Consider the following 24361-nt stretch of genomic DNA (forward strand, 5'->3'; position numbering starts at 1 on the left):
AGGTCCTCAGGTCCTCAGGTCCTCAGGTCCTCAGGCCGCCGGGAGCACGAGCTTCTCCGCCGTGGGGTTCCCGGCGGTGGGGCTTCCGGCCGTGGGGTTTCCGGCCGTGGGGTTCCCGGTTTCCTTCGGCGTCGCCGGGCGGCGGAGGGTCGTGAAGGCGACGGCCAGGGCCGCCAGGACGAGGGCCGTGCCGACGGCGAAGGCCAGGTGGTAGCCGCTGGTCAGGGCCTCGGCGGTGGGGCGGCCCGCCGCGGTGAGGGATTCGGTGCGGGCGGCGGCCAGGGTGGAGAGGACCGCGATGCCGAGGGCCATGCCGATCTGCTGGGTCGTGTTGAAGAGGCCGGAGGCGAGGCCCGCGTCGGACTCCTCGGTGCCGGACATGGCGAGCGAGGTGAGGGCGGGCAGCGCGAGGCCGAAGCCCGCGGCGAGGAGCATCACGGGGAGCAGGTCGGTGACGTAGTCGGCGCGGACGGGGAGGCGGGTCAGCCAGCCGAGGACGCCGACGAGCAGAACGATCCCGGCGAGGAGGACGGCGCGCTCGCCGAAGCGGGCGATGAGGCGGGCCGAGACGCCGAGGGAGACGACGCCGATGACGACGGCCGCGGGCAGCATCGCGAGGCCGGTCTCGGCGGCGCCGTAGCCGAGGACCTTCTGGAGGTAGAGGGCGACGAGGATCTGGAAGGAGAAGAGCGCGGCGACCATCAGCATCTGGACGAGGTTGGCCCCGGCGACGCTGCGCGAGCGGAGGATCCGCAGCGGCATCAGCGGGTGGGCGGCCTTGGCCTGGCGGACGAGGAAGCCGGCCAGGAGGGCGAGCGAGAGGGCGCCGAGGCCGAGGGTGTGGGCCGAACCGGCCCCGTACTCCTCGATGGTGACGACCGCGTAGATCCCGAGCATCAGGCCGGCCGTGACGAGGACCGCGCCGAGGACGTCCGCGCCGGCCCCGAGGCCGAGGCCGCGGTCGGCGGGCAGGGCGGGGAGCGCGAGGAGGAGCGCGGCGACGCCGATGGGGAGGTTGATGAAGAAGATCCAGTTCCAGGCGAGGGCGTCGGTGAGGAGGCCGCCGAGCACCTGGCCGAGGGAGGCGCCCGCGGCGCCGGTGAAGCTGAACACGGCGATGGCGCGGGCGCGTTCGCGGGGTTCGGTGAAGAGGGTGACGAGGATGCCGAGGCCGACGGCCGAGGACATCGCGCTGCCGATGCCCTGGAGGAAGCGGGCCGCGATCAGGACGGCGGGGGTGGCGGCGATTCCGGCGAGGAGCGAGGCGGCGGTGAAGAGGGCCGTGCCGATCAGGAACATCCGCTTGCGGCCGATGAGGTCGCCGAGCCGGCCGGCGAGGAGCAGGAGCGAGCCGAAGGCGATCAGGTAGGCGTTGACGATCCAGCTGAGGCCGGCGGGGGTGAAGCCGAGGTCGGCCTGCATGGCGGGCATCGCGACGGTGACGATGCTGCCGTCGAGGACGGTCATGAGGAGGCTGGTGGCGAGGACGCCGAGGGCGAGCCAGGGGGAGCGGGCGGCGGGGGCCTGGGCGGGGGCAGGGGGGCGCATGGATCTCTCCTGTCGATGGAGGCGACAAGAGAGACGCTAGCAGATGGTTTTGTTGCAGACTATTTTTCACGGGAGGAGTTCCTGGGCCCTGGACTCCGGGCCCTGGGCCCAGGCTTCCGGGTCCTGGGCCCAGGATCCAGGGGGGGCTTGGTCGGCTCAGCCGCGCTGGCGCGGTCGACGGGCGGCCGACGGGCCCTCCACCGGATTCTCCAGATGGCCCGTGACCAGGTGGTTCAGGGCGCGCAGCAGCGCCTCGCGCTCGGCCCCGGGGAGGGAGGCGAGGGCGTTCTCATGGACGCCGTCGACGATCCGCTGGCTCTCCCGCGCCAGCTTCGCGCCCTCCTCGGTCACCGCGATGATCCGCGCCCGCCGGTCCGTGCTCGACGGCTTCCGCTCCGCGAGCCCCGCCTTTTCGAGCGCGTCGACCGTCACGACCATCGTGGTCTTGTCCATGTCCCCGATCTCGGCGAGCTGCGCCTGGGTGCGCTCCTCCTCCAGGGCGTGGACGAGGACGCAGTGCATGCGCGGGGTGAGCCCGATCTCGCCGAGCTCGGCCGTCATGCGCGTCCGCAGGACGTGGCTGGTGTGGTCGAGGAGGTAGGAGAGGTCGGGCTCCGTGCGGGCGGGCGTCATGGCTGTCATGCCCGCCAGGGTAACGAAAGTCGATCCGTCGCGGATGGTTTGGAAGTGGACGAAGGGCCCTCGCGTACTGGTCGAAAGGACCCTCACACGCCCGTCGCGCCGTCCAGGCGCTCTCTCAGGAGGTCCGCGTGGCCGTTGTGGCGGGCGTACTCCTCGATCATGTGGATCAGGACCCAGCGGAGCGAGACCGTGCCGCGCCAGTCGTCCTCGCCGGTGACGTCGAGGTCGGGGGCCTTCTCCGTGAAGTCCTCGGCGTAGGCCACCGCCGCGTGCCAGGCGGTCCAGGCTTCGGCGACGGAGGCCGGGTCGGCGGTCGCCTCGTCGAAGTCGCCGTCCGGGGAGGCGGGGGAGGAGAAGAGCGGGGCCGTGCCGGGTTCGGCGGCGAGGATCTCGCGGAACCAGCGGCGCTCGACGTCGGCGAGGTGCCGGACGAGGCCGAGGAGCGAGAGGGTGGACGGGGCGGCGGACCGGGCCGCCAGTTCGTGGGTGAGGCCCTCGCACTTCAGGACCAGGGTGCGGCGCTGGTCCGCGAGGAAGCGGACCAGCATGGCGCGCTCGTCGCCGGTCGCGGGGCCCGTGAAGCGGGGGCTCCGGGAGGCGTCGTCGAGCGGCTCGACGAGGACGTCCGCGCGGCGGCGGGGCGGGGGAGGTGTCGGGCCCGGGTTCGGGGTCGCGGTCGGGTTCGCGTTCACCATCGGTTCTCTCCCGGGCCGGCCTGGCGGGGGCGGGGCAGCAGGTCGCTCGCCGTGCGGGCGCGCTCGGCAGCGGCCGGGGGCGGGGCGAGGGTGATGCCCGCGTCGGTGAGGATGCCGAGGTCGAGCCGCCAGTCGTGGCGCGAACGCCGCTCCCACACGGCGAACGCCGACCGGACGTGCTCGCGTGCGGCCTGCTCGCTCAGCCCGGTGACCCGTACGAGGTGGGCGAAGGCGCGGTCCTCGACGCCCCGCACCTGGGCGAGGCCGAAGTGGGTCACCTCGTGGCAGTCCGTGCAGAGGCAGATCAGCCGCTTGAGGGTCTGGGTGCGGGACCGCTCGTCGTAGGTCCACCGCTCGTGGGCCTCCAGCCACCGCCGCGCGTCCCGGTCCTCGCCCGCCCCGCAGGCCTCGCAGCGCAGACCGGCGCGGCCGGTGATCATCCGGCGCAGCCGCTCCCAGTCCGCCTGCGCCACGCACGAGCGGACGTTGGTGAACCAGCAGGTGCGCGGCACGAGGTCGACGAAGAGGCCGGCGCCGAGCGTCCGGTCCTCGCCGGGCAGCAGGTCCGGTACGTCGTCGGCGGCGGCCCACCGCGCCAGCTCGGGGATTCCGGGGCGGGGCGCGTACCACCGTCGGGCCGTGGCGTCCCAGCGCGCGCCGCCGCGCTTGGCCTCGTCCTTCTCCGCGTACGGGACGTCCAGCCAGATGCGTTCAACTGCCATGTCGTACCTCCCCTGTTGCCTCCATGCTGGCACGGGGGTACGACAAACGGTGGCGGGTCGTCAGGTGCGGGGCTGGGAGAAGCGGAGCATGTTGCCCGCCGGGTCGCGGAACGCGCAGTCCCGCACGCCGTACGGCTGGTCGACCGGCTCCTGGAGCACCTCGCCGCCGGCCGCGCGGATGTGCTCGAAGGTGGCGTCGACGTCGTCGGTGGAGAAGATCACGCCCCGCAGCAGTCCCTTGGCGAGGAGCTCGGCCATGACCTGGCGGTCGGCGGCGGAGGCGTTCGGGTCGGCGAGCGGCGGTTCGAGGACGATCTCGACGCCGGGCTGGGCGGGGGAGCCGACGGTGACCCACCGCATGCCCTCGAAACCGACGTCGTTACGGACTTCCAGGCCGAGGGCGTCACGGTAGAAGGCGAGGGCCTTGTCGTGGTCGTCGACGGCGATGAAGCACTGGGAGAGGGTGACGTTGATGCTCATGGGACCGACGCTACGGCGGGGAGGCGGAGGGTGCTTCTCCGATCCTGATCAGTCCGTGTTCCTCGTGGGGCGCGTGTGGACCTTCGCCACGCACGCCGGGATCACCGCCGCCCCCGGCTCGTGCCGCCTCGCCCGGTACGCGCTCGGGCTCTCGCCCACCAGCTCCGTGAACCGCGAGCTGAACGACCCGAGCGAGGTGCACCCCACCGCGAAGCACACCTCGGTCACGCTCAGGTCGCCCCGCCGGAGCAGCGCCTTCGCCCGCTCGACGCGGCGGGTCATGAGGTACCCGTACGGGGTCTCGCCGTACGCGGCGCGGAAGCTGCGCGAGAAGTGCCCGGTGGACATGAGGGCGACGCGCGCGAGCGCCGGCACGTCGAGCGGCAGCGCGTAGTCGCGGTCCATCGTGTCCCGCGCGCGGCGGAGACGGACGAGGTCGTCGAGGTCGAGGGGCACGTGTTCCAGGGTGGCACGCCGGTGCGACTCACAGCGATGAGTGTCACTCGTCTTCCGACAGGAAGAACACGCCGACGTCGGCCGGGTCGAAGGCCTGCAGGCCCTGGCTTCGTAGGTGAGTTCCAAGACCGGCCACCTCTGGTCAGGCGCGTGCCGCAACAGCCGACTGGCTGGCGACCAGCGGCCGTACGTGGGCCAGCAGCAGTTCCAGGAACCGCTCCGGCCGTCGGAACGCCGCGAAGTGGCTGCAGTCCTCGATCACCGCGAAGCCCTTGACCGGCGCCTGGACGTCGTCAAAAAAGCGGCGGGCGAGCTCCGGCGACGTAAGGACGTCCTTCTCGCCCTGAAGGATGAAGAAGGGGAGCTCGAATGTCGTGCCGTCCGCCCAGTCGTCGAACCCGGCGGTGGCCTGAGTGATCTGCTCCGAGAGGGTCATGCCTTTGACGAAGAGCCCCAGCTCTCGCAGCGAGTGCAGCGGCGAGAGCCACAGGGACCCCATGACGATCTTCTTCATCGTGTCCAGGGTCAGCGGGTCGCTGGTGGCCAGCAGCTTGGCGTGCATCGCGCGTTCGCGGGCTGTCCACCGCTGCTCATCGGCGTGGAGCGCCCCGACTGCCGCCAGTTCCTTACGCTTTCCGGCAGCGCGCAGGCGGGTGAGCAGGGCCTGGTGTACGGAGTTGTCGCGGCCGGCGTCGTGGATGTTCTGGTCGGTGCCGACGTATGCGGAGTAGCGCTCGGGGAACTCGCGGGCGAGCCGCAGGCCGAAGGCGCTCCCGTAGGAATGGCCGAGCAGGACGATCTTGTCGGCGCCGAGGCGGGTGCGTACGTGGTCGGTGACCTCGATCGCGTCCGCGTAGATCCGGTCGAAGGTCATCTCGCCCTGTCCCTCCGGACCGCCGCGGCCGAGGGTCTTGAGGGCGCCGCGCATGTCCCAGCGGACGATCGTGAAGTGCTTCTCCCAGGATCTGGTGCGCGGCCCGAAGATCGCGGTCGAGGCTCCGGGGCCGCCGTGCAGTTCCAGGATGACCGGGTTGGCCAGATCCTCGCCGCGGACCGAGATCCACTGGTCGATGCCGCCGATGCGGACGAAGCCCTGCTCGTCGATGCCGTTCGGGGCGTCGATCTTCATGAGGGAGGCGTTGCGGGAGCGCTTGAGGGCGCGGTGGCCGAGGACGCCGGCCGTCGGCGCGGCGAGGAGGGCGGCTGCGGAGGTGGCGACGATGGCGGCGAGCATGACGACTCCTTGAGTGTCCGTTCCAGCGAAACTGTATATGCCGTAAGCGGTTGGCTATACGTTATAAACAGTTAGAGTGGGGTGTCAACGGGAATCGGCGGAGGAGGCGCGTGTGGCAACGAAGAAGGCCGGGAGGCAGGCCGGCGTGAAGGCGAGCTTCGCGCTGCTCTGGGGCGAGCAGGAGCTGCCGAGCCGGGGCCCGAAGCCCTCGCTCACCGCGGGCCGGATCGCGGAGGCGGCCATCGGGATCGCCGACAGGGAGGGCCTGGACGCAGTCTCGCTGGCGCGGGTGGCCAAGGAATTCGGCGTCACCGCGATGGCGCTCTACCGGTACGTTCCCGGCAAGACGGAACTCCTCGACCTGATGGTCGACCTCGCGATCGGCCCCCCGGTCCCGGTCGGCGACATCCCCGGCGGCTGGCGCCCGCAGCTGACCGAGTGGGCCCGGCAGTGCCTGGCGATGTACCGCCGCCACCCGTGGATCCTGACGGCGACCGGCATGCGCCGCCAGATCATGGGCCCTCATCAACTCGGCTGGCTGGACACGGCCTTGGCCGCACTGGCCGAAACAGGGCTGTCGGCCACCCAGCGGCATGACACGTTCCTCCTGCTCGTGGGCCATATTCGCAATGTCGCCCAGCAGTACGTCGACCACGACGGGTCGGCGAACGAAGAGTGGGCGCATCTGACGGCCGAAGTCCTGGAGCGGCACGAGGAGCGCTTTCCCGCCCTGACGGAGGCGATCGCGGCGGGCGCCTTCGCCCCGCAGGGGGGGAGTCCGCTGGACTTCGGCCTGGAGCGGATCTTCGATGGCGTGGCGGCCCTGGTCCCCTAGTGAGCGGGTTCTTCGCTTCGGTTCCCGCCTTGCCCGTCACGGCTCAAGGTCCGACGACTGCGGATGGCTGGTGACGGAAACCCCTGCGAAGTGACGGATGCCGCTGCGAGTCACAGCCGGTGTGACACGCCAGGGGGAGCCTGTTGCAAGCAGATGCTTGCAATAGTTAGCGCGGGCTGGCATGGTCGGGGCATGGCATCGCTCAACGTCGGCAATCTCGGCGAGTACCTCCGCGAGCAGCGGCGGACCGCGCAGTTGTCCCTGCGGCAGCTCGCCGAGGCGGCGGGGGTCTCGAACCCGTACCTGAGCCAGATCGAGCGCGGGCTGCGCAAGCCGAGCGCCGACGTGCTCCAGCAGGTCGCCAAGGCGCTGCGGATCTCGGCCGAGACGCTGTACGTGCGGGCCGGGATCCTCGACGAGCGGGAACTGGACGAGCTGGAGACGCGGGCCGTCATCGTGGCCGATCCCTCGATCAACGAGCGGCAGAAGCAGGTGCTGCTCCAGATCTACGACTCGTTCCGCAAGGAGAACGCCGCGGACGCCGCGTCCGCGGCGGCGGCCGAAGCCTCGGCAGCCGCCGGGACCGAGGCCGGCGCCGATGCCGATGCCGATGCCGATGCCGAGAAGCCTCAGAGCTAAGAGCCAAGAGTCAGTACGCCACATCCGGGAGGACCACCAGCATGGCCATCATCGACGAACTGCGTACCCCTCTCTTCTTCGCCGCCGGCACCGCCGACCTCGCCGTGCAGGGCGCCAAGAAGGTCCCCGGCCTGATCGAGCAGCTGGCCGCCGAGGCGCCCGCCCGTATCGAGGCCGTCCGGAAGACCGACCCGAAGGTCGTGCAGGAGAAGGTGTCCGCGCAGGCCAAGGGGGCCCAGGCGACCGTGCAGGCGAAGTTCGCCGAGGTCGTCGGCGGGCTCGACACGGACCTCAAGAAGCTCGGCGAGACCGCCCAGGACCTCGCGCTGCGCGGTGTCGGCGTCGCCGCCGAGTACGCCGTGAAGGCGCGCGAGAAGTACGAGGAGGTCGCGGCGCGCGGCGAGGAGGCCGTGAAGACGTGGCGCGGCGAGGCCGCCGAGGAGATCGTCGAGATCGCCGTGGCCGTCGAGCCGGAGGCGGCGAAGGAGCCGGAAGCGGCCGAGGAGCCGGCGGCGGACGACGCGCCGGAGGCGGTCGTCGCGTCCGGGGCGGACACTGGGACCAAGGAGTAACAGCGAGCGCGGGCACCAATGCGGGTGCTCGGGGCGTTGTAACGGGTACCTTGACCGCGAGGCGCTCTCTCTCCATCACCACTAGGCGGTGCTCAGCATGCTGGCAGCGGGGTTCGACTCCCTTCTCAACATCCTGCTCTTCCTGATCTTCACCGGCTTCGCCATCGCGGCGCTCGTCTTCGCCGCCATGGCCCGCGAGGACGCCTACCGCGCCGCCGAGAAGCAGACGAAGAAGTTCTGGCTGATCATCCTCGGCATCAACCTGCTCCTGAACCTGGTGCTGCCGATGCTGTTCCTCCAGATCGCGGGTCTGATCGCCGCCATCGTCTTCATGGTGGACGTACGCCCCGCGCTCGCCCAGGTCTCGGGCGGGGGACGTGGCGGGCGCCGGGGCGGAGGCTCCAGCAGCGACGGACCGTACGGGCCGTACAACGGGGGCCGCTGAGCCGTCAGCCGTGACGCCGTCAAGCGGTCAAGCCGTCAGGACATCGCACAGGGCCCGGGGATCATCCCCGGGTCCTGTCCCGTTCCAGGGCCAGGACGGCGACGTCGTCCGTGAGCTCGCCGCCGTTCAGCGAGCGGACCTCGGTGACCGCCGCCTCCAGGAGCTCCTCGCCCCGCAGCCCGGCCGCCAGCTGTCGGTCGATCATCGTGACCATGCCGTCCTGGCCGAGGCGCGGCGAGCCGGGGCCCGCCGAGCGGCCCTCGATGAGGCCGTCCGTGTACATGAGCAGGCTCCACGCCCCGCCCAGCTCCACCTGGCGGCGCGGCCAGCGGGCGCGCGGCAGCAGGCCGAGGGCGGGGCCCCCGTCCTCGTACGGGAGGAGGTGTGCGGCCCGTCCCTGCCGGGCGATCAGCGGCGACGGGTGGCCGGCGAGGGCGAGGGCCGCCCGGCGGCCGTCGGGCGCGATGTCGACGGTGCAGAGGGTCGCGAAGATCTCGTCGCTCTCCCGCTCGTGCTCCAGGACCTGCTGCATGGTCGAGAGCAACTCGTCGCCGCAGAGGCCCGCGAAGGTCAGGGCGCGCCAGGCGATCCGCAGCTCGACGCCGAGCGCGGCCTCGTCGGGGCCGTGGCCGCAGACGTCGCCGATCATGGCGTGGACGGTGCCGTCGGGGGTGCGGACGACGTCGTAGAAGTCTCCGCCGAGCAGGGCGCGGGAGCGTCCGGGCCGGTAGTGGGCGGCGAAGCGGAGGTCGGAGCCCTCCAGGAGCGGGGTGGGGAGGAGGCCGCGTTCGAGGCGGGCGTTCTCCTGGGCGCGGAGCCGGGACTCGGCCAGTTTCACCTGGACGGCGTCGGCGCGCTTGCGCTCGACGGCGTACCGGATGGCCCGGCTGAGGAGGCGCCCGTCGAGCTCCTCGCGGAAGAGGTGGTCCTGGGCCCCGACGCGTACGGCCTCGGCGGCGAGCTCGGCGTCGGCGGAGGCGGCGAGGGCGAGGACGGCGTGGCGCGGGGCGAGGCGGAGGATGTGGCGGAGCGGCGCGAGGGGGTCCTCGCCCGCGGCCACGCGGGGCGCGGGCAGGGAGAGGTCGACGAGGACGCAGTGGACGTCGTCGGTGAGGAGCCGCTCGGCCTCGGTCAGATTGCGGGCGGTGCGGATGCGCACGCGGGTGCCGGCGGGGCCGGCCGCGTCGAGCAGTTCGGGTACGGCGAGGGCACCCGCCGGGTCGTCCTCGACGACCAGAAGGGTGAGATCGGTGCGGTCGGTTGCTGTTCCTGTTCCTGTGCCGGTCATCACGGTGGCATCCATAGCGGTGGCGTCGCCGGGTCCCGCGTACGCAGAGACGTTTCTCTGGCTCTGATCTGACCCGTCCCGGACCCTAGCGGTAGGTCGGTGCGCAGCGGAATGGCGATCACGGGGTGAGCGGGCCCGGCGGGATCGGCATATGCCCCGGAAGGGGAGGTAGTTGCCGCCGTAAAGGGCGCGTGAGCGTGGTGGACCCGGCCGGTGGCAATGAGAAAGGTCACGCCGGGGGAGAAGGCGTCCGTCAGGTCGGAGGGTCGGATTCCGCCGTTGTGTCCGGCGGGCGGGTGAGCGGCCGGGTGAGCGGGCGGGTGAGCGGCCGGGTGACTCCTGTCACCCGCCCGTCGTCGGACAGGGCCTAGCCCGGTCGTACGACCCCGAGGATCTCCATCGAGCCCGCCCCCGCCAGCGTCACGTTCCGCCCGGGCCGCGGGGCGTGCACGATCGCGCCCTTGCCGATGTACATCCCGATGTGGCTCGCGTCCTTGAAGTAGACGATGAGGTCGCCCGGCCGCATGTCCTTGATGTCCACGCGCGGCAGCAGCCGCCACTGCTCCTGCGAGGTGCGCGGGATGTTCCGGCCCGCCGCGGTCCAGGCGCTCTGGGTCAGCCCCGAGCAGTCGAACGAGTCGGGGCCCTCGGCCCCCCACACGTACGGCTTGCCGATCTGCGCCGTCGCGAACGCGACCGCCTTCCGGCCCTCCGGGGTCGCCGAGGCCTTGAGCTCGTCGAGGATGCCGGTGTCGAGCCAGGTCGTCTGCGCGCGGTACTGGGCCTGCTCCTCCAGGCGGCGCAGCCGCTCGCGCTCCTCGGCGGCGAGCTCGGACTCCAGCTTCTTCGCGGCGGCGATCTTGTCGTTGATCTCCTTCTTCGCCTGCTCCTGCTTGACCCGGTGGGCCTCCAGCTTGGTCCAGTTGTCGCCGGCGTCCTTCGCGTACGTCCCCAGCTCGGCCTGCGTGCGGGTCATCTCGCCGAGGAGGTCGGTGGTCGCCTTCGCGCCGGCCTGGAGCCGTCCGGCGGTGTCGAGGAAGATCTGCGGGTCGTCGGTGAGGACGAGCTGCGCGCCCTCGGGGAGCCCGCCGTTGCGGTACTGGGCGCGGGCGGCGGCGCCCGCCTTCGCCTTGAGGTCGTCGACCTTCTCGCGGCCCTCGACGATCATCCGGGCGAGCCTGACGATCTCGGAGGACTGCTCCCTGGTCTGCTCCTCGGCGAGGTTGTACGCGTCGGTGGCGACGGCGGCCTGACGGTAGAGGGCGTCGATCTCGGTCCGGACCTCCTCCAGGCTCTTCTTCGGAGGGGGCGGCGGGAGCGGGGCCGCGGAGGCCTGGAGGGTGAGCGCGGGTGAGGCCAGCACCGCCAGGGCGCAGATCACGGTGATCGCGGCGGTGGTGTGGCGACGTCGGTTCACAAGCTCCCCCTCGTTGAACAGCCCCGGCCGAATCTGATTTACCGTCAGTAACTTGTCGGCGGCCTTCGCGATAGTGCCACGCGAAACCGGAAAGCAACAGGGGAAACCAGGGCCTGTCGGGCCGACCCTCCTCCGGGGTGACGAGTGGGGCGCGAGAGGCGTTCCCGACGCACCGGAAATTCAGCCGGAGTTGGGGAAACCCGAGAGAAAGTCAGGGGAACGCCCCTGCGCGCGGCGGTTCGCCACCCCTACGCGTACGCGCGCGGCGGGTTCGCCACCCCTACGCGTACGCGCGCGGTGCCAGCGCCTCCCACCGCACCGTCACCTCGCCCTGCCGCCACCGTCGCGGCCCGTCCGCGAGCGGCCAGTCGGCGGCGAGGTCGCGCACGGAGCGGATCCACCGCTGCCGGGCGCCGAGCGAGGCGTACGGGGCGGCCGCCGCCCACGCCCGGTCGAAGTCCCGCAGGAAGGCGTGGACCGGCTCTCCCGGCACGTTCCGGTGGATGAGCGCCTTCGGCAGCCGCTCGGCGAGGTCCGAGGGCCGGTCGAGCGAGCCGAGCCGGGTCGCGAAGGTCACCGTCCGCGGCCCCGCACCGTCGAGCGCCACCCAGACGTGCCGCCGCCCGATCTCGTCGCAGGTGCCCTCGACGAGCAGCCCGCCGGGCGCGAGCCGCGCGCACAGCCGGGCCCACACGGCCGCGACCTGCTCCTCGTCGTACTGGCGGAGCACGTTCGCCGCGCGGATGAGGTCGACCCGGCCGGGCACCGGCACCTCGAAGCCGCCGTGCAGGAAGCCGAGGCCCTCGTGCTCGTACGGCTTCGCGGCCTCGACGCGCGCGGGCTCGATCTCGATCCCGTACAGGCGGGTGCGGGGTTCGGCGGTGCGGAGCCGGGCCAGGAGCTCGACGGCGGTCCAGGGGGCGGCGCCGTACCCGAGGTCGACGGCGACGGGCGGCTCGGGGGAGCGGCGCAGCGCGGGCCCGTGGACGGCGGCGATCCAGCGGTCCATGCGGCGCAGCCGGTTGGGGTTGGTGGTCCCGCGGGTCGGGTTGCCGACGGGGCGGGTGGTGCGCGGGGCCATGACACGAGCGTACGGCCCTGGGCCCGGGTGTACGGCCCCGGGCCGCGCGCTCACGCGTACGCCCCTGGCTCGCGCGGGACACGCCGCCCCATGACCGTAATGAATTGGCAAAGTGGCGTGTTTCTCGAAGTCATCGGAAATGAAAGGTGTCATTCCGCTGTTGTGTGCACCGAAAGGGCGTCGCGTCCTCTCCTCGCCATGCCCAGCTCCACAGGGCCGGCCCCGCCAGGGCCGGGCGCAGCCCAGGGCCTGTCCGACCACTAGCGTCGGGTCCGGCCCGCCCGGCACGCACGCTCGCCGCACGGCCGAAACGCCCACGTAGCTCCGCTACGAGGACGTCCCGGCCGCACGCCGATCGCACGCACCGAACGACCCGGCCTGATCCGACGCCAATGGTCGGACAGGCCCTAGCGGAAGGACCGCCGACGTGAGCCAGTACGTGTCCCGGTTCGCCGGCACCCGGCACCGGCACCCCGCGCCGCCCCGGCTCCGGCTTCCCGGCCGCAACCGGCCCCCGCGCCGGGTGGCCATGCTCAGCGTTCACACCTCCCCGCTGCACCAGCCGGGCACCGGCGACGCGGGCGGCATGAACGTCTACATCGTCGAGCTCGCCAAGCGTCTCGCCGCCATCGACATCGAGGTCGAGATCTTCACCCGCGCCACCACCGGCGGCCTCGCGCCCGTCGTCGAGCTCGCCCCCGGCGTCCTCGTCCGGCACGTCGACGCGGGCCCGTACGAGGGTCTGGCCAAGGAGGAGCTGCCCGCGCAGCTCTGCGCCTTCACGCACGGCGTGATGCAGGCCTGGGCGGGCCACCGCCCCGGCCACTACGACCTCGTCCACTCCCACTACTGGCTCTCCGGCCACGTCGGCTGGCTCGCCGCCGAGCGCTGGGGCGTGCCCCTCGTCCACGCCATGCACACCATGGCGAAGGTCAAGAACGCGGCGCTCGCCGAGGGCGACACCCCCGAGCCCGCCGCCCGGGTCATCGGCGAGACGCAGATCGTCTCCGCCGCCGACCGGCTGATCGCCAACACGGCCGAGGAGGCGGACGAGCTCGCCCGCTTCTACGACGCCGACCCCGGCAAGATCGCCGTCGTCCACCCGGGCGTGAACCTCGACCACTTCCGTCCCGCCGACGGCCGCGCCGCCGCCCGCGCGCGCCTCGGCCTCCCGCAGGACGCCTTCATCCCGGTCTTCGCCGGGCGGATACAGCCGCTCAAGGCCCCGGACATCCTGCTGCACGCCGCCGCCCGGCTCCTGGAACAGGACCCGACGCTGCGGACCCGGATGGTCGTCCCGGTCGTCGGCGGCCCGAGCGGCAGCGGCCTCGCCAAGCCGGAGGGGCTCCAGAAGCTCGCCGCCAGGCTCGGCATCTCCGACGTCGTCCGCTTCCACCCGCCGGTGGGGCAGGAGCGGCTCGCGGACTGGTTCCGCGCGGCGAGCGTCCTCGTCATGCCCTCGTACAGCGAGTCCTTCGGGCTCGTCGCCATCGAGGCGCAGGCGGCGGGCACGCCGGTCGTCGCGGCGGCGGTGGGCGGTCTGCCCGTGGCCGTACGGGACGAGGTGACCGGCTTCCTCGTGCAGGGGCACGACCCGGTGGACTACGCCCGTGCGCTCGGCCGCTTCGTCGCGGACCCGACGCTGTCGGTCCGGATGGGCGAGGCGGCGGCGCTGCACGCGGGCTCGTTCGGCTGGGACACGGCGGCCTCGGGCACGGCGGACGTGTACACGGCGGCCATGCACGACCACCGGGTGCGCGAGAACCGCCGTCGCGTACGCTCCCACCATGGCTGAGGACGTAGCAGGGGACGTACGGCGGATCATCGAGTCCACGCTCCAGGACGCGGAACTGGACTGGGAGTCCACCGGCCCCGGCGACTACGTCGTCAAGCTCCCCGGCACGCGCAAGCTCTTCACGACGCTCTCGCTGCGCGCCGGCCGCCACTCGCTCTCCCTCAACGCCTTCGTCATCCGCCACCCGGACGAGAACGAGGCGGGCGTCCACCGCTGGCTGCTCGAACGCAACCTCAAGCTGTACGGGGTCGGGTACGCGATCGACGGCCTCGGCGACATCTACCTCGCCGGCAAGCTCCCGCTCGCCGCCGTCACGCCCGAGGAGCTCGACCGGCTCCTCGGGTCGGTCCTCGAAGCGGCGGACGGCGACTTCAACACGCTCCTGGAGCTCGGGTTCGCGTCGGCGATCCGCCGGGAGTACGAGTGGCGGGTCTCGCGCGGCGAGTCGACCCGCAACCTCGACGCCTTCAGCCACCTGCTCCAGAAGTCCGAGAGCTGAGGAGAAGGGCGGCTCAGGCGCTGACGGAGGGGCTCGCGCCCTTCACCGGCGCCTCGTCCTTCACCAGGATCTCGTCCTTCACCAGGATCTCGTCCTTCACCAGGGTCTCGTCCTTCACAGGGGTGGGGACCTCCTCCTTCATCACCAGGCTCTCGTCCTTCACGGGGGTCTCGTCCTCCGTGTCCGCGAGGGCCTTCCGCAGCCGGGTGTAGTACCCGAGGGCGGCGACGAGACCGATGGCGGCGCAGGCCGCCCACAGCACGTCCGACCCGGGCCCGTCGACGATCGCGCCGGCCGCCACGGGGGCGACGAAGCCGCCGACGGCCCACGACATGCCCATGACGCCCTGGTAGCGGCCGCGCGCGTGCTCGGGGGCGAGACGGGCGGTGGCGGCGGAGTTCGTCGGCACGTGGATCATCTCGCCGACCGTCCAGACGATGACCGTCGCGGCGAACGCGACGGGGGAGCCGGCGAGGGCGGTGGCGCCGGTGCCGACGGCGAAGAGGAGGGAGGAGAAGGCGAGCAGGACGACGGGGGAGCGCTTGTCGGTGAGCTTGTTGACGAGCAGCTGGAAGGCGACGATCACGACGCCGTTGACGGCGATGACCATGCCGTACGCGGAGGGGGCGAGGCCCTGCTCGCTCATGGTCAGCGGGAGGCCGATCCAGGGGGCGAGGAAGACGAGGCAGACGAGGAGGTTGAGCAGGACGAGGGTCCGGAAGGGCGCGTCGCGCAGCACGGTGAGCATGCTGACCTTGGCCTCGGCCTCGGGCTTGCCCGCCTTGTCGACGGGGATCTCGGGGCGCGTCTCGGGGAGCCGCAGGAAGACGATGAGGGCGCAGAGGGCGGTGGCGACGGCGTCGGCGACGAAGAGGGTGCGGTAGCCGAGGACCATCGCGGCGCCGCCGCCGATGGCGGCGATGGCGAAGCCGAGGTTGAGGGCCCAGTAGTTGAGGGCGAACGCCCGGCGGACCTCGCCCGCGGGGACCATGTCGGCGATCGTGGCGTTGATGGACGGCCGGACGGCCTGCATGGCGACGCCCATGAGCAGGACGACGGTGGCGACGCCCCAGGCGCTGGTGACGAAGGCGAGGGCGCCGGCGCAGACGGCGGCGGCCAGGTGCATCGTGATCATGGTGGGGCGGCGGCCCCAGCGGTCGGTGAGCTGACCGCCGAGCGGCGAGCCGGCGACGCCGCCGAGGCCGTGGAGGGCGACGACGAGTCCCGCGAACCAGGCGGAGTGCCCGAGCTCCTGGGTGAGGTAGAGGGAGAGGAAAGTCGTGACGAAGGCCCCGGTGCGGTTGACCAAAGTCGACAGCCAGAGCCACCAGAAGCCCTGCGGAAGTCCCGAAACGGTGGTGAGTGCTGATCGTTTGAGCGAATCGAAGGACATGTGGCGGCCGACCCCTTGCTGTCTGTAAGCCCCTACCTCGGCCCTCGTAACTTACGTATCTCTTATGGTGGACGCCAGTGAATTGACGGTGCGCGTCAATCGTCGGGGGTCGATTAGGCTCGGACGCATGGCCGACGCACCGTACAAGCTGATCCTCCTCCGCCACGGCGAGAGCGAGTGGAACGAGAAGAATCTGTTCACCGGTTGGGTGGACGTGAACCTCACCGCGAAGGGCGAGAAGGAGGCGACGCGCGGCGGCGAGCTGCTCAAGGACGCCGGCCTGCTGCCCGACGTCCTGCACACCTCCCTCCAGAAGCGCGCCATCCGCACGGCGCAGCTCGCGCTGGAGTCGGCTGACCGCCACTGGATCCCGGTCAACCGCTCCTGGCGGCTCAACGAGCGCCACTACGGCGCTCTGCAGGGCAAGGACAAGGCCCAGACCCTCGCCGAGTTCGGCGAGGAGCAGTTCATGCTGTGGCGCCGCTCCTACGACACCCCGCCGCCGGCCCTCGCGGACGACAACGAGTACTCGCAGGCCCACGACGCCCGCTACGCGACGATCCCGCCGGAGCTGCGCCCGCAGACCGAGTGCCTCAAGGACGTCGTCGAGCGGATGCTCCCGTACTGGTACGACGCCATCGTCCCGGACCTCCTCGCCGGCCGCACGGTCCTGGTCGCGGCCCACGGCAACAGCCTCCGCGCCCTGGTGAAGCACCTGGACGGCGTCTCGGACGCCGACATCGCGGGCCTCAACATCCCGACCGGCATCCCCCTCTCGTACGAACTCGACGAGAACTTCAAGCCCCTCAACCCGGGCGGCACGTACCTCGACCCGGAGGCCGCCGCGGCCGCCATCGAGGCCGTCAAGAACCAGGGCAAGAAGAAGTAACGCTTACCCACGAGAGAGCCCCCGTCCTGCCGTTCGCGGCGGGCGGGGGCTTTGCCGTGTCCTGGGGGAGTCCCCGGGGTGTCGCAGGTCGGTGACAGGTCGGGGCGAGGGGCTGCGGTGGGGGCGGGGCGGCGCTACGTTCCGGGGCGGGGTGCGGTCCGTGGGGCCGCCCGGAGGGGGGAGTCCCGGATGAACGTCGATCGGATCAGACCCGCGGTCCTCGCGCTGGCCGCCGTCGCGCTGGCCGCTGCCGCGCTGACCGGGTGCCAGGGGGCGGGGGCGGGGGATGACGGTTCGGCCGGTGTCGACGAGGTGACGGTCGAGGTGCCGGTGGAGGAGCCGGCGGACCTTCCGACGGACGTGCCCGAGGAGGTTCCCGCCGAGCCGGTCGACGAGGCTCCCGTGCCGCCGGTCACCAAGGCGCCGGCCAAGGTGCCGACGAAGTCCGGGGCCAAGTCGGGGAGCAAGAAGGGGAGCAAGACCGGCGGCAAGACCGGGGGCAAGACGAGCATCAAGAAGCCCTCGTCGCCGTCCTCGCCCGACTGCGTCGACACTCCGCCGAGCCCCGACGAGGTCGACCCCGACGAGGTCGCCGTCTACCGCGTCGAGGAGCTCGACCCCAGTACGGGGAAGGTCAACCTCGTCCTCCAGCACGGCGTTTGGGGATGCCCGGGGGAGGACGGCGAGGCGGCGCCGTTCGTCGGGACCGGCGAGGAGAGCCGCTGGGCGCTCGACCAGGCCGCGTACGTCACCGCCACCAACCCGATCGTCGACGGTTCGGCCAGCCGGCGGATCGGGGTCCAGGAACTGATCGACTGGATCGACGCGCACCCCGACGCGGGCCTCGTCTTCCGGTACGCGACCGGGGACGACGGCGCCATCCACCGCCTGGAGCAGGTCTTCACCCCGTAGGCGGGGCGGTTCCTGGGCCATACGGGTGAGGGCGAAACCTTACGGCGCCGGGAGGGGCGCATGGCGGGGGCGGGGCGCGGTAGGTCTGCCGGTGTCCCCGTACCCGTCCGTCCATGAAACGAGAGTCCCGTGCGTCTCCGCTCCTCCCTCACCGCCGTCTGCGGCGCCCTCGCCCTGACCGCCGCCCTCGCCGCGCCCGCCCACGCGGCCACCGGCGAGTTCCACTACCGGTTCGTCGGCATCAGCGGCGACCCGCAGACCGGCACCCTGTACGACCCGCCGAGCGGCGAGTGCGTGACGATCCCCGAGGCCGCCGACCCCGGCTCCTCCGAGCCCGCCTTCGCGCCGCACAACGACACCGACGCGTACGCCGTCGTCTTCACCGGCACCGACTGCACGGGTGACCAGTGGACCCTGCGGCCGCACGGCCGGCCGGCCTCCGACCGGCTCCTGCTGCGCTCGGTGGTGTTCCTCGACGGCTGACGCGAAGGCGAGCGCGAGCGCGACGGGGTGTCAGAAGCCGTCGCAGGCGTGAGCGCGGAAGTCCGCCACGGTCGTCGTCCGGACCTTGTCGTCGTCGGTGTACGCGACCTGGTCCGGCGTGAGCTCCTTCAGGTCCGCGAGGGTGAAGGAGTGGTGGAGCGTCATCCAGGAGTTGTCGGTGGTCGCCCCGTACACCTCGTAGAGCTGTTCCGGCTTCAGCGCGCGCGGGGTCTCGTCCGGGGTCCAGCCGTTTCCGCCGGCCGGGTCGGTCAGCGGGAAGGAGGTGAACCCGCCGACCGGTTCCGCCGCGTTCCAGACGTCCGTGTACTCCGGCTCGACGGCGGCCTCCGCGTCCGGGTCGGCGGCCTCCGCGTCCGGGTCGGCGGCCTCCGGGTCGGGGTACAGGAGCACCTGGTCGATCCCGTCGTGGCATGCCAGGGCCACGATCAGGGGCTTCCCGTCCGCCGTCACCGAGACGCCCGTGAACCCCGCCGGCGGCACGCTGCAGCCGGCGAGCGTGGGCACCAGCGGCAGGACGGCGGCGGTGAGCAGGGCGCGGCGGACCCAGGTGGCGATCATGTCGGCATCCTGGCCCGCCCGTGCGGCCCCCGGATATTCACCGGCGGACATCGCGGTGAATCGTTACCTTCATGCGCATGAGCACGTCACTTCGCTTGGAACCGGTCACCCCCGCCACCGTCGACGCCGCGATCGCCCTGCGCGTCCACCCCCATCAGGAACAGAACGTGGCGCCGGTGGCCCACTCCCTCGCCGAGGCGTACGTCAGGGGCGAGACGGCCTGGCCGCGGCTGATCTTCGACGGCGACGAGCTCGTCGGGTTCCTCATGGTCTTCCTCGGCATCGCGTGGGGCGAGGAGCAGGACGACCCCGACGACATCCGCAGCGGACTCTGGCGCCTCAACATCTCCGCCGACGCCCAGGGCAAGGGGTACGGCCGCTTCGCCGTCGAGGCCGTGCGCGAGGAACTCCGCCGCCGGGGCATCCCGAAGATGTACGTCACCTGGGAGCCCGGCGAGAACGGCCCCGGCGCCTTCTACGAGCGGCTCGGCTTCCGTACGACCGGAGAGCTCGCGGGCACCCAGACCGTCGGCGTCATCGACGTGTGAGAGGACGCGGAGGGGAAGGGCGGGGCCGTGTGGCCCTGCCCTTCCCCTCCTCTCTACGTGCCGCCGGTCAGCCCCCGCACTGGCACGGCGCGCCCGACTGGCAGCCGCAGCCGCAGCCCGAGCCGCAACCGCAGGCGCCGAGCACGGGCAGCAGCGTCGGCTCACGAGGAGCCTCCTGCTGCGGGTCGATCGTCATAGGGGATTCGGCCATGGGGTCCCTCCCTTTCGAGGCGCACATCGCCTCCCCCCATTGCATGCCCACTCCGACCGGCACGACAACGGCGCATCGACGGCGCACAGGCGCCCGAGCCCCCGAGGCGCCGTCCGCGGCGGTGCTACGCGCCTTCAACCGGGGAGTCCCCGGCCTGGAGCTCGTCCGCGTGCTCGCCGGTCACCAGGTAGACGACGCGCTTCGCCACCGACACCGCGTGGTCGGCGAACCGCTCGTAGTACCGGCCGAGCAGCGTCACGTCGACGGCCGTCTCGATGCCGTGCTTCCAGCGGTCGTCCATCAGGTGCTGGAAGAGCGTCCGGTGCAGCAGGTCCATCTCGTCGTCGTCCTGCTCCAGCTGGAGCGCCAGGTCGACGTCCTTCGTGATGATGACCTCCGCCGCCTTCGCCATCAGACGCTGCGCCAGCTGCCCCATCTCCAGGATGGTGGCGTGCAGGTCGCGCGGCACCGCCGTGGCCGGGAACCGCAGCCGGGCCAGCTTGGCCACGTGCTGGGCCAGGTCGCCCGAGCGCTCCAGGTCGGCGCTCATGCGCAGCGAGGTCACCACGATCCGCAGGTCCGTCGCCACCGGCTGCTGCCGAGCGAGCAGCGCTATCGCCCGGGCCTCCAGGTCGTGCTGGAGGTCGTCGACCTTCTGGTCCGCCGCGATCACGCTCTCCGCGAGCTTCAGGTCCGCGTCGAGCATCGCCGTCGTGGCACGCCCGATCGCCGACCCGACGAGCCGGGCCATCTCGACCAGCCCTTCACCGATCGAGTCCAGTTCCTCGTGGTACGCGTCCCGCATGGGGTCCCTCTCTCCTGCCTACGGCAAAGCTCTCTGCACAAGCTCTTCTGCACAAGCTCAGGGGTCCGGTCCACTGATCCTCGGACTCCCACGCTCCCACGTTCGGCCCCTCGTGCGTCCGGCTCCACCCCCTGAAATGAACCGGCACTTTCCCCTAGGTGAACTCTGGGCGACTCGCGTCGCTGCGGGCTTCGGGGCAAATGAACCACTACCGTCGCCATGGTGAACTCTGGGCGACGACTGTTCGAGCAGCCACTCGGACGGCTGGGAGAGTGTCCGTCGCCCCGCATAACCTGGTGGGCATGGACGTGAACGCGGCGGTCGCCGCATTGGCAGCGATCGCCGGCGTGTGCACCGGCGTGATCGCCATGCTGGCGTTCCGCTGGAGCGAGCGGGACCAGGCCCGGCCCACCCGGACCTCCCTGCACACCGACGCCGTGCTCCCGCCCGGCGTCGACACGGTGCTGTCCGTCCTGCGCTCCTCCGCGGTCGTGCTCGACGAGAGCGACTCCGTGGTGAAGGCCAGCTCGGCGGCGTACGCCCTCGGACTGGTGCGGGGCGGCAAGCTGGCCGTCGAGCCCATGCTCAACATGGCCCGCGACACCCGCCGCGACGGGGAGATACGCCAGGTCGAGCTGGACCTGGCGCGGCGCGGCACCGGACGCGGCGAGGCCCTCGCCGTCTCCGCCCGGGTCGCCCCGCTCGGCTCGCGGCTCGTGCTGCTCCTGGTCGAGGACCTCACCGAGGCCCGCCGTATCGAAGCGGTACGGCGCGACTTCGTCGCGAACGTGAGCCACGAGCTCAAGACACCCGTCGGTGCGCTCTCCCTGCTCTCCGAGGCCGTCATGGACGCCTCGGACGACCCCGAGGCGGTCACCCGCTTCGCCGGCCGCATGCAGATCGAGGCGACCCGGCTCACCAACCTCGTACAGGAGCTCATCGACCTCTCCCGCGTGCAGAACGACGACCCGCTGGAGGACTCCGAGCCCGTCTCCGTGGACGAGCTCGTCGCCGAGGCGATCGACCGCTCCCGGCACACGGCCTCCACCAAACAGATCTCCATGGTCTCCGGCGGCGCGGCGGACCTGCGGGTCTGGGGGAGCCGCGGCCAGCTCGCCGCCGCGCTCGGCAACCTCGTCGAGAACGCCGTCAACTACTCACCCGCCCACACCCGCGTCGGCATCGCGGCCCGCAAGGTCGCCGCGCCCGGCGGCGACCTCATCGAGATAGCCGTCACCGACCAGGGCATCGGCATCCCCGACAAGGACAAGGAGCGCGTCTTCGAGCGCTTCTACCGCGTCGACCCGGCCCGCTCGCGGGCCACCGGAGGCACGGGCCTCGGCCTGGCCATCGTGAAGCACGTGGCCGCCTCGCACGGCGGGGAGGTCACCGTCTGGAGCACCGAGGGACAGGGCTCCACCTTCACCCTGCGGCTGCCCGAGGCGGGCGTCGCGCGCGACCGCCGGCCGCCCGTGACCTCCCCCACCCCTGATCTCATGACCGAACCGCTTCCCGCCCCGGAGGTCCTTCCGTGACCCGAGTGCTCGTCGTCGAGGATGAGGAATCCTTCAGCGACGCCCTGTCCTACATGCTCCGCAAGGAAGGCTTCGAGGTCGCCGTGGCGGCGACCGGGCCCGACGGCCTCGACGAGTTCGAGCGCAACGGCGCCGACCTCGTCCTCCTCGACCTGATGCTGCCGGGCCTGCCCGGCACCGAGGTCTGCCGCCAGCTGCGCGGCCGCTCCAACGTCCCGGTCATCATGGTGACCGCCAAGGACAGCGAGATCGACAAGGTCGTCGGCCTGGAAATAGGAGCCGACGACTACGTGACGAAGCCCTTCTCCTCGCGGGAGCTGGTCGCCCGCATCCGCGCGGTGCTCCGCCGCCGCGGCGAGCCGGAGGAGGTCACCCCGGCGGCCCTGGAGGCCGGCCCGGTCCGCATGGACGTCGACCGCCACGTGGTGACGGTCTCGGGCGGCAAGGTCGACCTGCCGCTGAAGGAGTTCGACCTCCTGGAGATGCTCCTGCGCAACGCGGGCCGCGTGCTGACCCGCATGCAGCTCATCGACCGGGTCTGGGGCGCGGACTACGTCGGCGACACGAAGACCCTCGACGTCCACGTGAAGCGCCTCCGCGCCAAGATCGAACCGGACCCCGGTGCGCCTCGCTACCTGGTGACGGTCCGCGGCCTGGGCTACAAGTTCGAGCCGTAAAACAGAGGCGGTTGTACGGAGAAGGGGCGCCCCCCAATGGGGGGCGCCCCTTCTCCGTATCAGCGCGTCAGCGGCGGCGTCAGTGGCCCGCGGCCGGGGTCTCGCCGTGCTCGGCGCCGCCGTCGGTGCCGGCGTCGCCGTGCTCCGCGCCCTCGGTCGCCTCGGCGGTCGGGGAGGAGCCCGGGGGCGCCGGGATGATCGACGGACCGAAGTCCTTGAAGTAGCTCTTCGCCGGGACGACGAAGGCGCCGATGCTCACGTCGCCGGTCTTGCTGAGCTTGAAGACGACCTTCTGCTGGTCGCCGTCCTTGGCGGCCTCGGCGCCGTTCTCGATGACGGCGGAGGCGTTGCCCTCGCCGCCGATGACGACGTAGCCGAGCGGCGGGACGGTGATCGGGCCGGTGCCCTCGGCGGACGTCAGCTTCACGGTCGCGGTCGTACCGGGCAGGGTGATCGCGTCGACGGTCTGCGGGACGCGGCCGTTGTTGAAGACGGTGGCCGAGACGACGGCCGGGCCCTTCACGCGCTCGAACGGCTGGGTGATGACGAGCGCGTTCTGGATCTTGACGTCGTCCACCGAGACGGCAGCGTTGTCCGGCTTGATGCCGAGCGTCTGGGCGTCGTTGCCCGCGCCACAGGCGGACAGCGCGGCGATCGAGAACACGATGGCGGTGGCGGCGAGGGCGCCGCGTCGAAGGCTGCGGCTCACGGCGGCGGCATCTCCTTGGACGAACGGACAGGCGGGGAAAAACTAAGGACGAGCTAAAGGTGTGTCAGCGCGCTTAGGTTACCGAGCCGCACTCTCCGTCCCGCACCCGACCCGCCCCTAACGAGCCACCGCCGTCGCGAGCGACCGACTCGGACGTGTGCTCGGGCGGGCACGGAGGGGTACGGGGACGGGGTGCGGCCTCACCTTCTCCGGACACCGTCATCAAGTCGTCGTGGCCGGATCTCGCCCCATTGACCCGCCGTTCACATATCCGCCTTGATCAATTCCGTGATCGCCCCGCATTCTCCGCGGCCGTCTCCGGGAAATCACGCACAGTCGTCGACCTGATCAAATTTCGGAATCACCCCGGCGTGCATCCGTACGAGTGGACGATCCTCGAACGGAGTACGTGAAGAAGGCCACTCTGAACCGGACAAATCGGGGCATCGGAGCCCTCTGGAGGGCCTCCGGGCGCGTGTAACGTGCGCGTTTCTCTCCGTCGACACAGCCGCTCCGACCTGCGAATACCGCCTTCCGGAAGCCCTCCGCAGCACGTCCGTGATGCCGTTGTCAAGCCCCGAGATATGCCCTGACCTGCGAAAACGCCATTCAGAAGAAGCTGAATCCGTGTTACCCTGGATAGCCACGGAAGGGGTACCTGTCACATGACGTTCAAGGTTGGCGACACCGTGGTCTATCCCCATCACGGGGCCGCGCTGATCGAGGCCATCGAAACTCGCCAGATCAAAGGCGTGGACAAGACCTACTTGGTGCTCAAGGTCGCGCAGGGCGACCTGACGGTTCGTGTGCCGGCGGACAATGCGGAGTTCGTCGGTGTTCGCGACGTGGTCGGTCAGGATGGGCTGGACCGGGTCTTCGAGGTGCTTCGCGCGCCGTACGCCGAAGAGCCCACGAACTGGTCCCGTCGCTACAAGGCGAACCTCGAGAAGCTCGCCTCCGGCGATGTCATCAAGGTCGCCGAAGTAGTCCGCGACCTGTGGCGCCGGGAGCGCGAGCGCGGTCTCTCCGCCGGTGAGAAGCGCATGCTCGCCAAGGCGCGGCAGATCCTGGTCAGCGAGCTGGCCCTCGCGGAGAACACGAACGAGGACAAGGCCGAGGCTCTCCTCGACGAGGTCCTCGCGTCCTGAATGGGCGATAGCTCCAAGTGAAGCGATGCCGCGGTGCCCGATGGCGCGCTGTGAACCACACAGCGCTGTCGCCGGGCGCTGCGGCATGTTCGCGTACAGGCGCGCCCGTACGCCGCTGAAGTAA

Annotated in this window: 28 protein-coding genes; 13 read left to right on the top strand and 15 right to left on the bottom strand. The window is 71.6% G+C overall.

All coding sequences use genetic code 11. The features are described 5' to 3' along the window. Window positions 1–30: 30 nt before the first annotated feature. The 7 genes from ACFC0Z_RS30570 to ACFC0Z_RS30600 form a co-directional block, all read right to left on the bottom strand. The gene (locus ACFC0Z_RS30570; protein ID WP_376444772.1) at window positions 31–1548 is read right to left on the bottom strand and encodes an MFS transporter; all 1518 of its coding nucleotides are present in this window, start codon (window positions 1546–1548) and stop codon (window positions 31–33) included. Between the two features lie 156 nt (window positions 1549–1704). Then, window positions 1705–2190: a MarR family winged helix-turn-helix transcriptional regulator gene (locus tag ACFC0Z_RS30575; protein WP_376444773.1), complete on the bottom strand. Its 486-nt coding sequence runs from the start codon at window positions 2188–2190 to the stop codon at window positions 1705–1707. Window positions 2191–2273: 83 nt separating this feature from the next. Further along, complete coding sequence (locus ACFC0Z_RS30580; protein WP_376444776.1) at window positions 2274–2885, bottom strand: DinB family protein; 612 nt, start codon at window positions 2883–2885, stop codon at window positions 2274–2276. Continuing rightward, window positions 2879–3607 (bottom strand): DUF5710 domain-containing protein, encoded by a 729-nt coding sequence (locus ACFC0Z_RS30585; RefSeq protein WP_376444779.1) that lies wholly within the window; start codon window positions 3605–3607, stop codon window positions 2879–2881. The genes ACFC0Z_RS30580 and ACFC0Z_RS30585 overlap by 7 nt, the downstream gene beginning before the upstream one ends. Window positions 3608–3667: 60 nt before the next feature. Beyond that, on the bottom strand, window positions 3668–4087 hold the full coding sequence (locus ACFC0Z_RS30590) for a VOC family protein (protein WP_376444782.1): 420 nt from the start codon (window positions 4085–4087) through the stop codon (window positions 3668–3670). A 48-nt stretch (window positions 4088–4135) separates the two neighbouring features. Further along, window positions 4136–4492 (bottom strand): helix-turn-helix transcriptional regulator, encoded by a 357-nt coding sequence (locus ACFC0Z_RS30595; RefSeq protein ID WP_376445085.1) that lies wholly within the window; start codon window positions 4490–4492, stop codon window positions 4136–4138. Between the two features lie 193 nt (window positions 4493–4685). Continuing rightward, entirely contained in the window at window positions 4686–5777 is a 1092-nt protein-coding gene (locus tag ACFC0Z_RS30600; RefSeq protein ID WP_376444785.1) for an alpha/beta fold hydrolase, read from the bottom strand. Between the two features lie 112 nt (window positions 5778–5889). Here ACFC0Z_RS30600 and ACFC0Z_RS30605 point away from each other — a divergent pair, with 112 nt between their 5' ends. From ACFC0Z_RS30605 to ACFC0Z_RS30620, 4 genes are all read left to right on the top strand, one after another. Beyond that, window positions 5890–6612 (top strand): TetR/AcrR family transcriptional regulator, encoded by a 723-nt coding sequence (locus tag ACFC0Z_RS30605; RefSeq protein WP_376444788.1) that lies wholly within the window; start codon window positions 5890–5892, stop codon window positions 6610–6612. 192 nt (window positions 6613–6804) lie between these two features. Next, window positions 6805–7251: a helix-turn-helix domain-containing protein gene (locus tag ACFC0Z_RS30610; protein WP_376444790.1), complete on the top strand. Its 447-nt coding sequence runs from the start codon at window positions 6805–6807 to the stop codon at window positions 7249–7251. 41 nt (window positions 7252–7292) lie between these two features. Beyond that, window positions 7293–7823, top strand: a complete 531-nt coding sequence (locus tag ACFC0Z_RS30615; RefSeq protein ID WP_376444793.1) for a hypothetical protein — start codon at window positions 7293–7295, stop codon at window positions 7821–7823. 97 nt (window positions 7824–7920) lie between these two features. Beyond that, the gene (locus ACFC0Z_RS30620) at window positions 7921–8268 is read left to right on the top strand and encodes a DUF2516 family protein (RefSeq protein WP_376444795.1); all 348 of its coding nucleotides are present in this window, start codon (window positions 7921–7923) and stop codon (window positions 8266–8268) included. A 61-nt stretch (window positions 8269–8329) separates the two neighbouring features. Here ACFC0Z_RS30620 and ACFC0Z_RS30625 read toward each other — a convergent pair whose 3' ends face one another. The 3 genes from ACFC0Z_RS30625 to ACFC0Z_RS30635 form a co-directional block, all read right to left on the bottom strand. Then, on the bottom strand, window positions 8330–9571 hold the full coding sequence (locus ACFC0Z_RS30625) for a PP2C family protein-serine/threonine phosphatase (protein ID WP_376444798.1): 1242 nt from the start codon (window positions 9569–9571) through the stop codon (window positions 8330–8332). A 352-nt stretch (window positions 9572–9923) separates the two neighbouring features. After that, window positions 9924–10973: a C40 family peptidase gene (locus ACFC0Z_RS30630; RefSeq protein ID WP_376444801.1), complete on the bottom strand. Its 1050-nt coding sequence runs from the start codon at window positions 10971–10973 to the stop codon at window positions 9924–9926. A 280-nt stretch (window positions 10974–11253) separates the two neighbouring features. Further along, the gene (locus tag ACFC0Z_RS30635; protein WP_376444803.1) at window positions 11254–12054 is read right to left on the bottom strand and encodes a class I SAM-dependent methyltransferase; all 801 of its coding nucleotides are present in this window, start codon (window positions 12052–12054) and stop codon (window positions 11254–11256) included. 427 nt (window positions 12055–12481) lie between these two features. On the opposite strand from ACFC0Z_RS30635, the gene mshA reads away from it, so the two are divergent. Beyond that, window positions 12482–13849, top strand: coding sequence for a D-inositol-3-phosphate glycosyltransferase (gene mshA / locus ACFC0Z_RS30640; protein WP_376444806.1), 1368 nt, complete (start codon window positions 12482–12484; stop codon window positions 13847–13849). Beyond that, window positions 13842–14348: a YbjN domain-containing protein gene (locus ACFC0Z_RS30645; protein ID WP_376444809.1), complete on the top strand. Its 507-nt coding sequence runs from the start codon at window positions 13842–13844 to the stop codon at window positions 14346–14348. The genes mshA and ACFC0Z_RS30645 overlap by 8 nt, the downstream gene beginning before the upstream one ends. A 13-nt stretch (window positions 14349–14361) precedes the next feature. Here the strand turns inward: ACFC0Z_RS30645 and ACFC0Z_RS30650 are convergent, their stop codons facing one another. Then, window positions 14362–15741: an MDR family MFS transporter gene (locus tag ACFC0Z_RS30650; protein WP_376444812.1), complete on the bottom strand. Its 1380-nt coding sequence runs from the start codon at window positions 15739–15741 to the stop codon at window positions 14362–14364. 127 nt (window positions 15742–15868) lie between these two features. On the opposite strand from ACFC0Z_RS30650, the gene ACFC0Z_RS30655 reads away from it, so the two are divergent. The 3 genes from ACFC0Z_RS30655 (at window position 15869) to ACFC0Z_RS30665 (ending at window position 18025) form a co-directional block, all read left to right on the top strand. Continuing rightward, window positions 15869–16630, top strand: coding sequence for a phosphoglyceromutase (locus tag ACFC0Z_RS30655; protein WP_376444815.1), 762 nt, complete (start codon window positions 15869–15871; stop codon window positions 16628–16630). Window positions 16631–16819: 189 nt separating this feature from the next. Further along, window positions 16820–17542, top strand: a complete 723-nt coding sequence (locus ACFC0Z_RS30660; protein WP_376444817.1) for a hypothetical protein — start codon at window positions 16820–16822, stop codon at window positions 17540–17542. A 129-nt stretch (window positions 17543–17671) separates the two neighbouring features. Beyond that, window positions 17672–18025 (top strand): hypothetical protein, encoded by a 354-nt coding sequence (locus ACFC0Z_RS30665; protein WP_376444820.1) that lies wholly within the window; start codon window positions 17672–17674, stop codon window positions 18023–18025. 30 nt (window positions 18026–18055) lie between these two features. On the opposite strand, the gene ACFC0Z_RS30670 is transcribed toward ACFC0Z_RS30665, so the two are convergent. Continuing rightward, window positions 18056–18604, bottom strand: a complete 549-nt coding sequence (locus ACFC0Z_RS30670; RefSeq protein ID WP_376444823.1) for a hypothetical protein — start codon at window positions 18602–18604, stop codon at window positions 18056–18058. A 77-nt stretch (window positions 18605–18681) separates the two neighbouring features. Here ACFC0Z_RS30670 and ACFC0Z_RS30675 point away from each other — a divergent pair, with 77 nt between their 5' ends. Continuing rightward, window positions 18682–19152, top strand: a complete 471-nt coding sequence (locus ACFC0Z_RS30675) for a GNAT family N-acetyltransferase (RefSeq protein WP_376444826.1) — start codon at window positions 18682–18684, stop codon at window positions 19150–19152. A 67-nt stretch (window positions 19153–19219) separates the two neighbouring features. Here ACFC0Z_RS30675 and ACFC0Z_RS30680 read toward each other — a convergent pair whose 3' ends face one another. Further along, window positions 19220–19363: a hypothetical protein gene (locus ACFC0Z_RS30680; RefSeq protein ID WP_376444828.1), complete on the bottom strand. Its 144-nt coding sequence runs from the start codon at window positions 19361–19363 to the stop codon at window positions 19220–19222. Between the two features lie 124 nt (window positions 19364–19487). Beyond that, window positions 19488–20168 (bottom strand): phosphate signaling complex protein PhoU, encoded by a 681-nt coding sequence (gene phoU, locus ACFC0Z_RS30685; protein ID WP_376444831.1) that lies wholly within the window; start codon window positions 20166–20168, stop codon window positions 19488–19490. Between the two features lie 302 nt (window positions 20169–20470). On the opposite strand from phoU, the gene ACFC0Z_RS30690 reads away from it, so the two are divergent. Both ACFC0Z_RS30690 and ACFC0Z_RS30695 read left to right on the top strand, forming a co-directional pair. Beyond that, window positions 20471–21703 carry a sensor histidine kinase gene (locus tag ACFC0Z_RS30690; RefSeq protein ID WP_376444834.1) on the top strand — a complete coding sequence of 411 codons (1233 nt, stop codon included), beginning with the start codon at window positions 20471–20473 and terminating at the stop codon, window positions 21701–21703. Next, window positions 21700–22380 (top strand): response regulator transcription factor, encoded by a 681-nt coding sequence (locus ACFC0Z_RS30695; protein ID WP_017242433.1) that lies wholly within the window; start codon window positions 21700–21702, stop codon window positions 22378–22380. The genes ACFC0Z_RS30690 and ACFC0Z_RS30695 overlap by 4 nt, the downstream gene beginning before the upstream one ends. A 79-nt stretch (window positions 22381–22459) precedes the next feature. Here ACFC0Z_RS30695 and ACFC0Z_RS30700 read toward each other — a convergent pair whose 3' ends face one another. After that, complete coding sequence (locus tag ACFC0Z_RS30700; protein ID WP_376444837.1) at window positions 22460–23089, bottom strand: DUF461 domain-containing protein; 630 nt, start codon at window positions 23087–23089, stop codon at window positions 22460–22462. A 665-nt stretch (window positions 23090–23754) separates the two neighbouring features. On the opposite strand from ACFC0Z_RS30700, the gene ACFC0Z_RS30705 reads away from it, so the two are divergent. Then, entirely contained in the window at window positions 23755–24237 is a 483-nt protein-coding gene (locus ACFC0Z_RS30705; protein WP_003953493.1) for a CarD family transcriptional regulator, read from the top strand. Window positions 24238–24361: the final 124 nt, after the last annotated feature.

The sequence above is a fragment of the Streptomyces sp. NPDC056144 genome (assembly GCF_042264145.1).
In the GTDB taxonomy this organism is placed as follows: domain Bacteria; phylum Actinomycetota; class Actinomycetes; order Streptomycetales; family Streptomycetaceae; genus Streptomyces.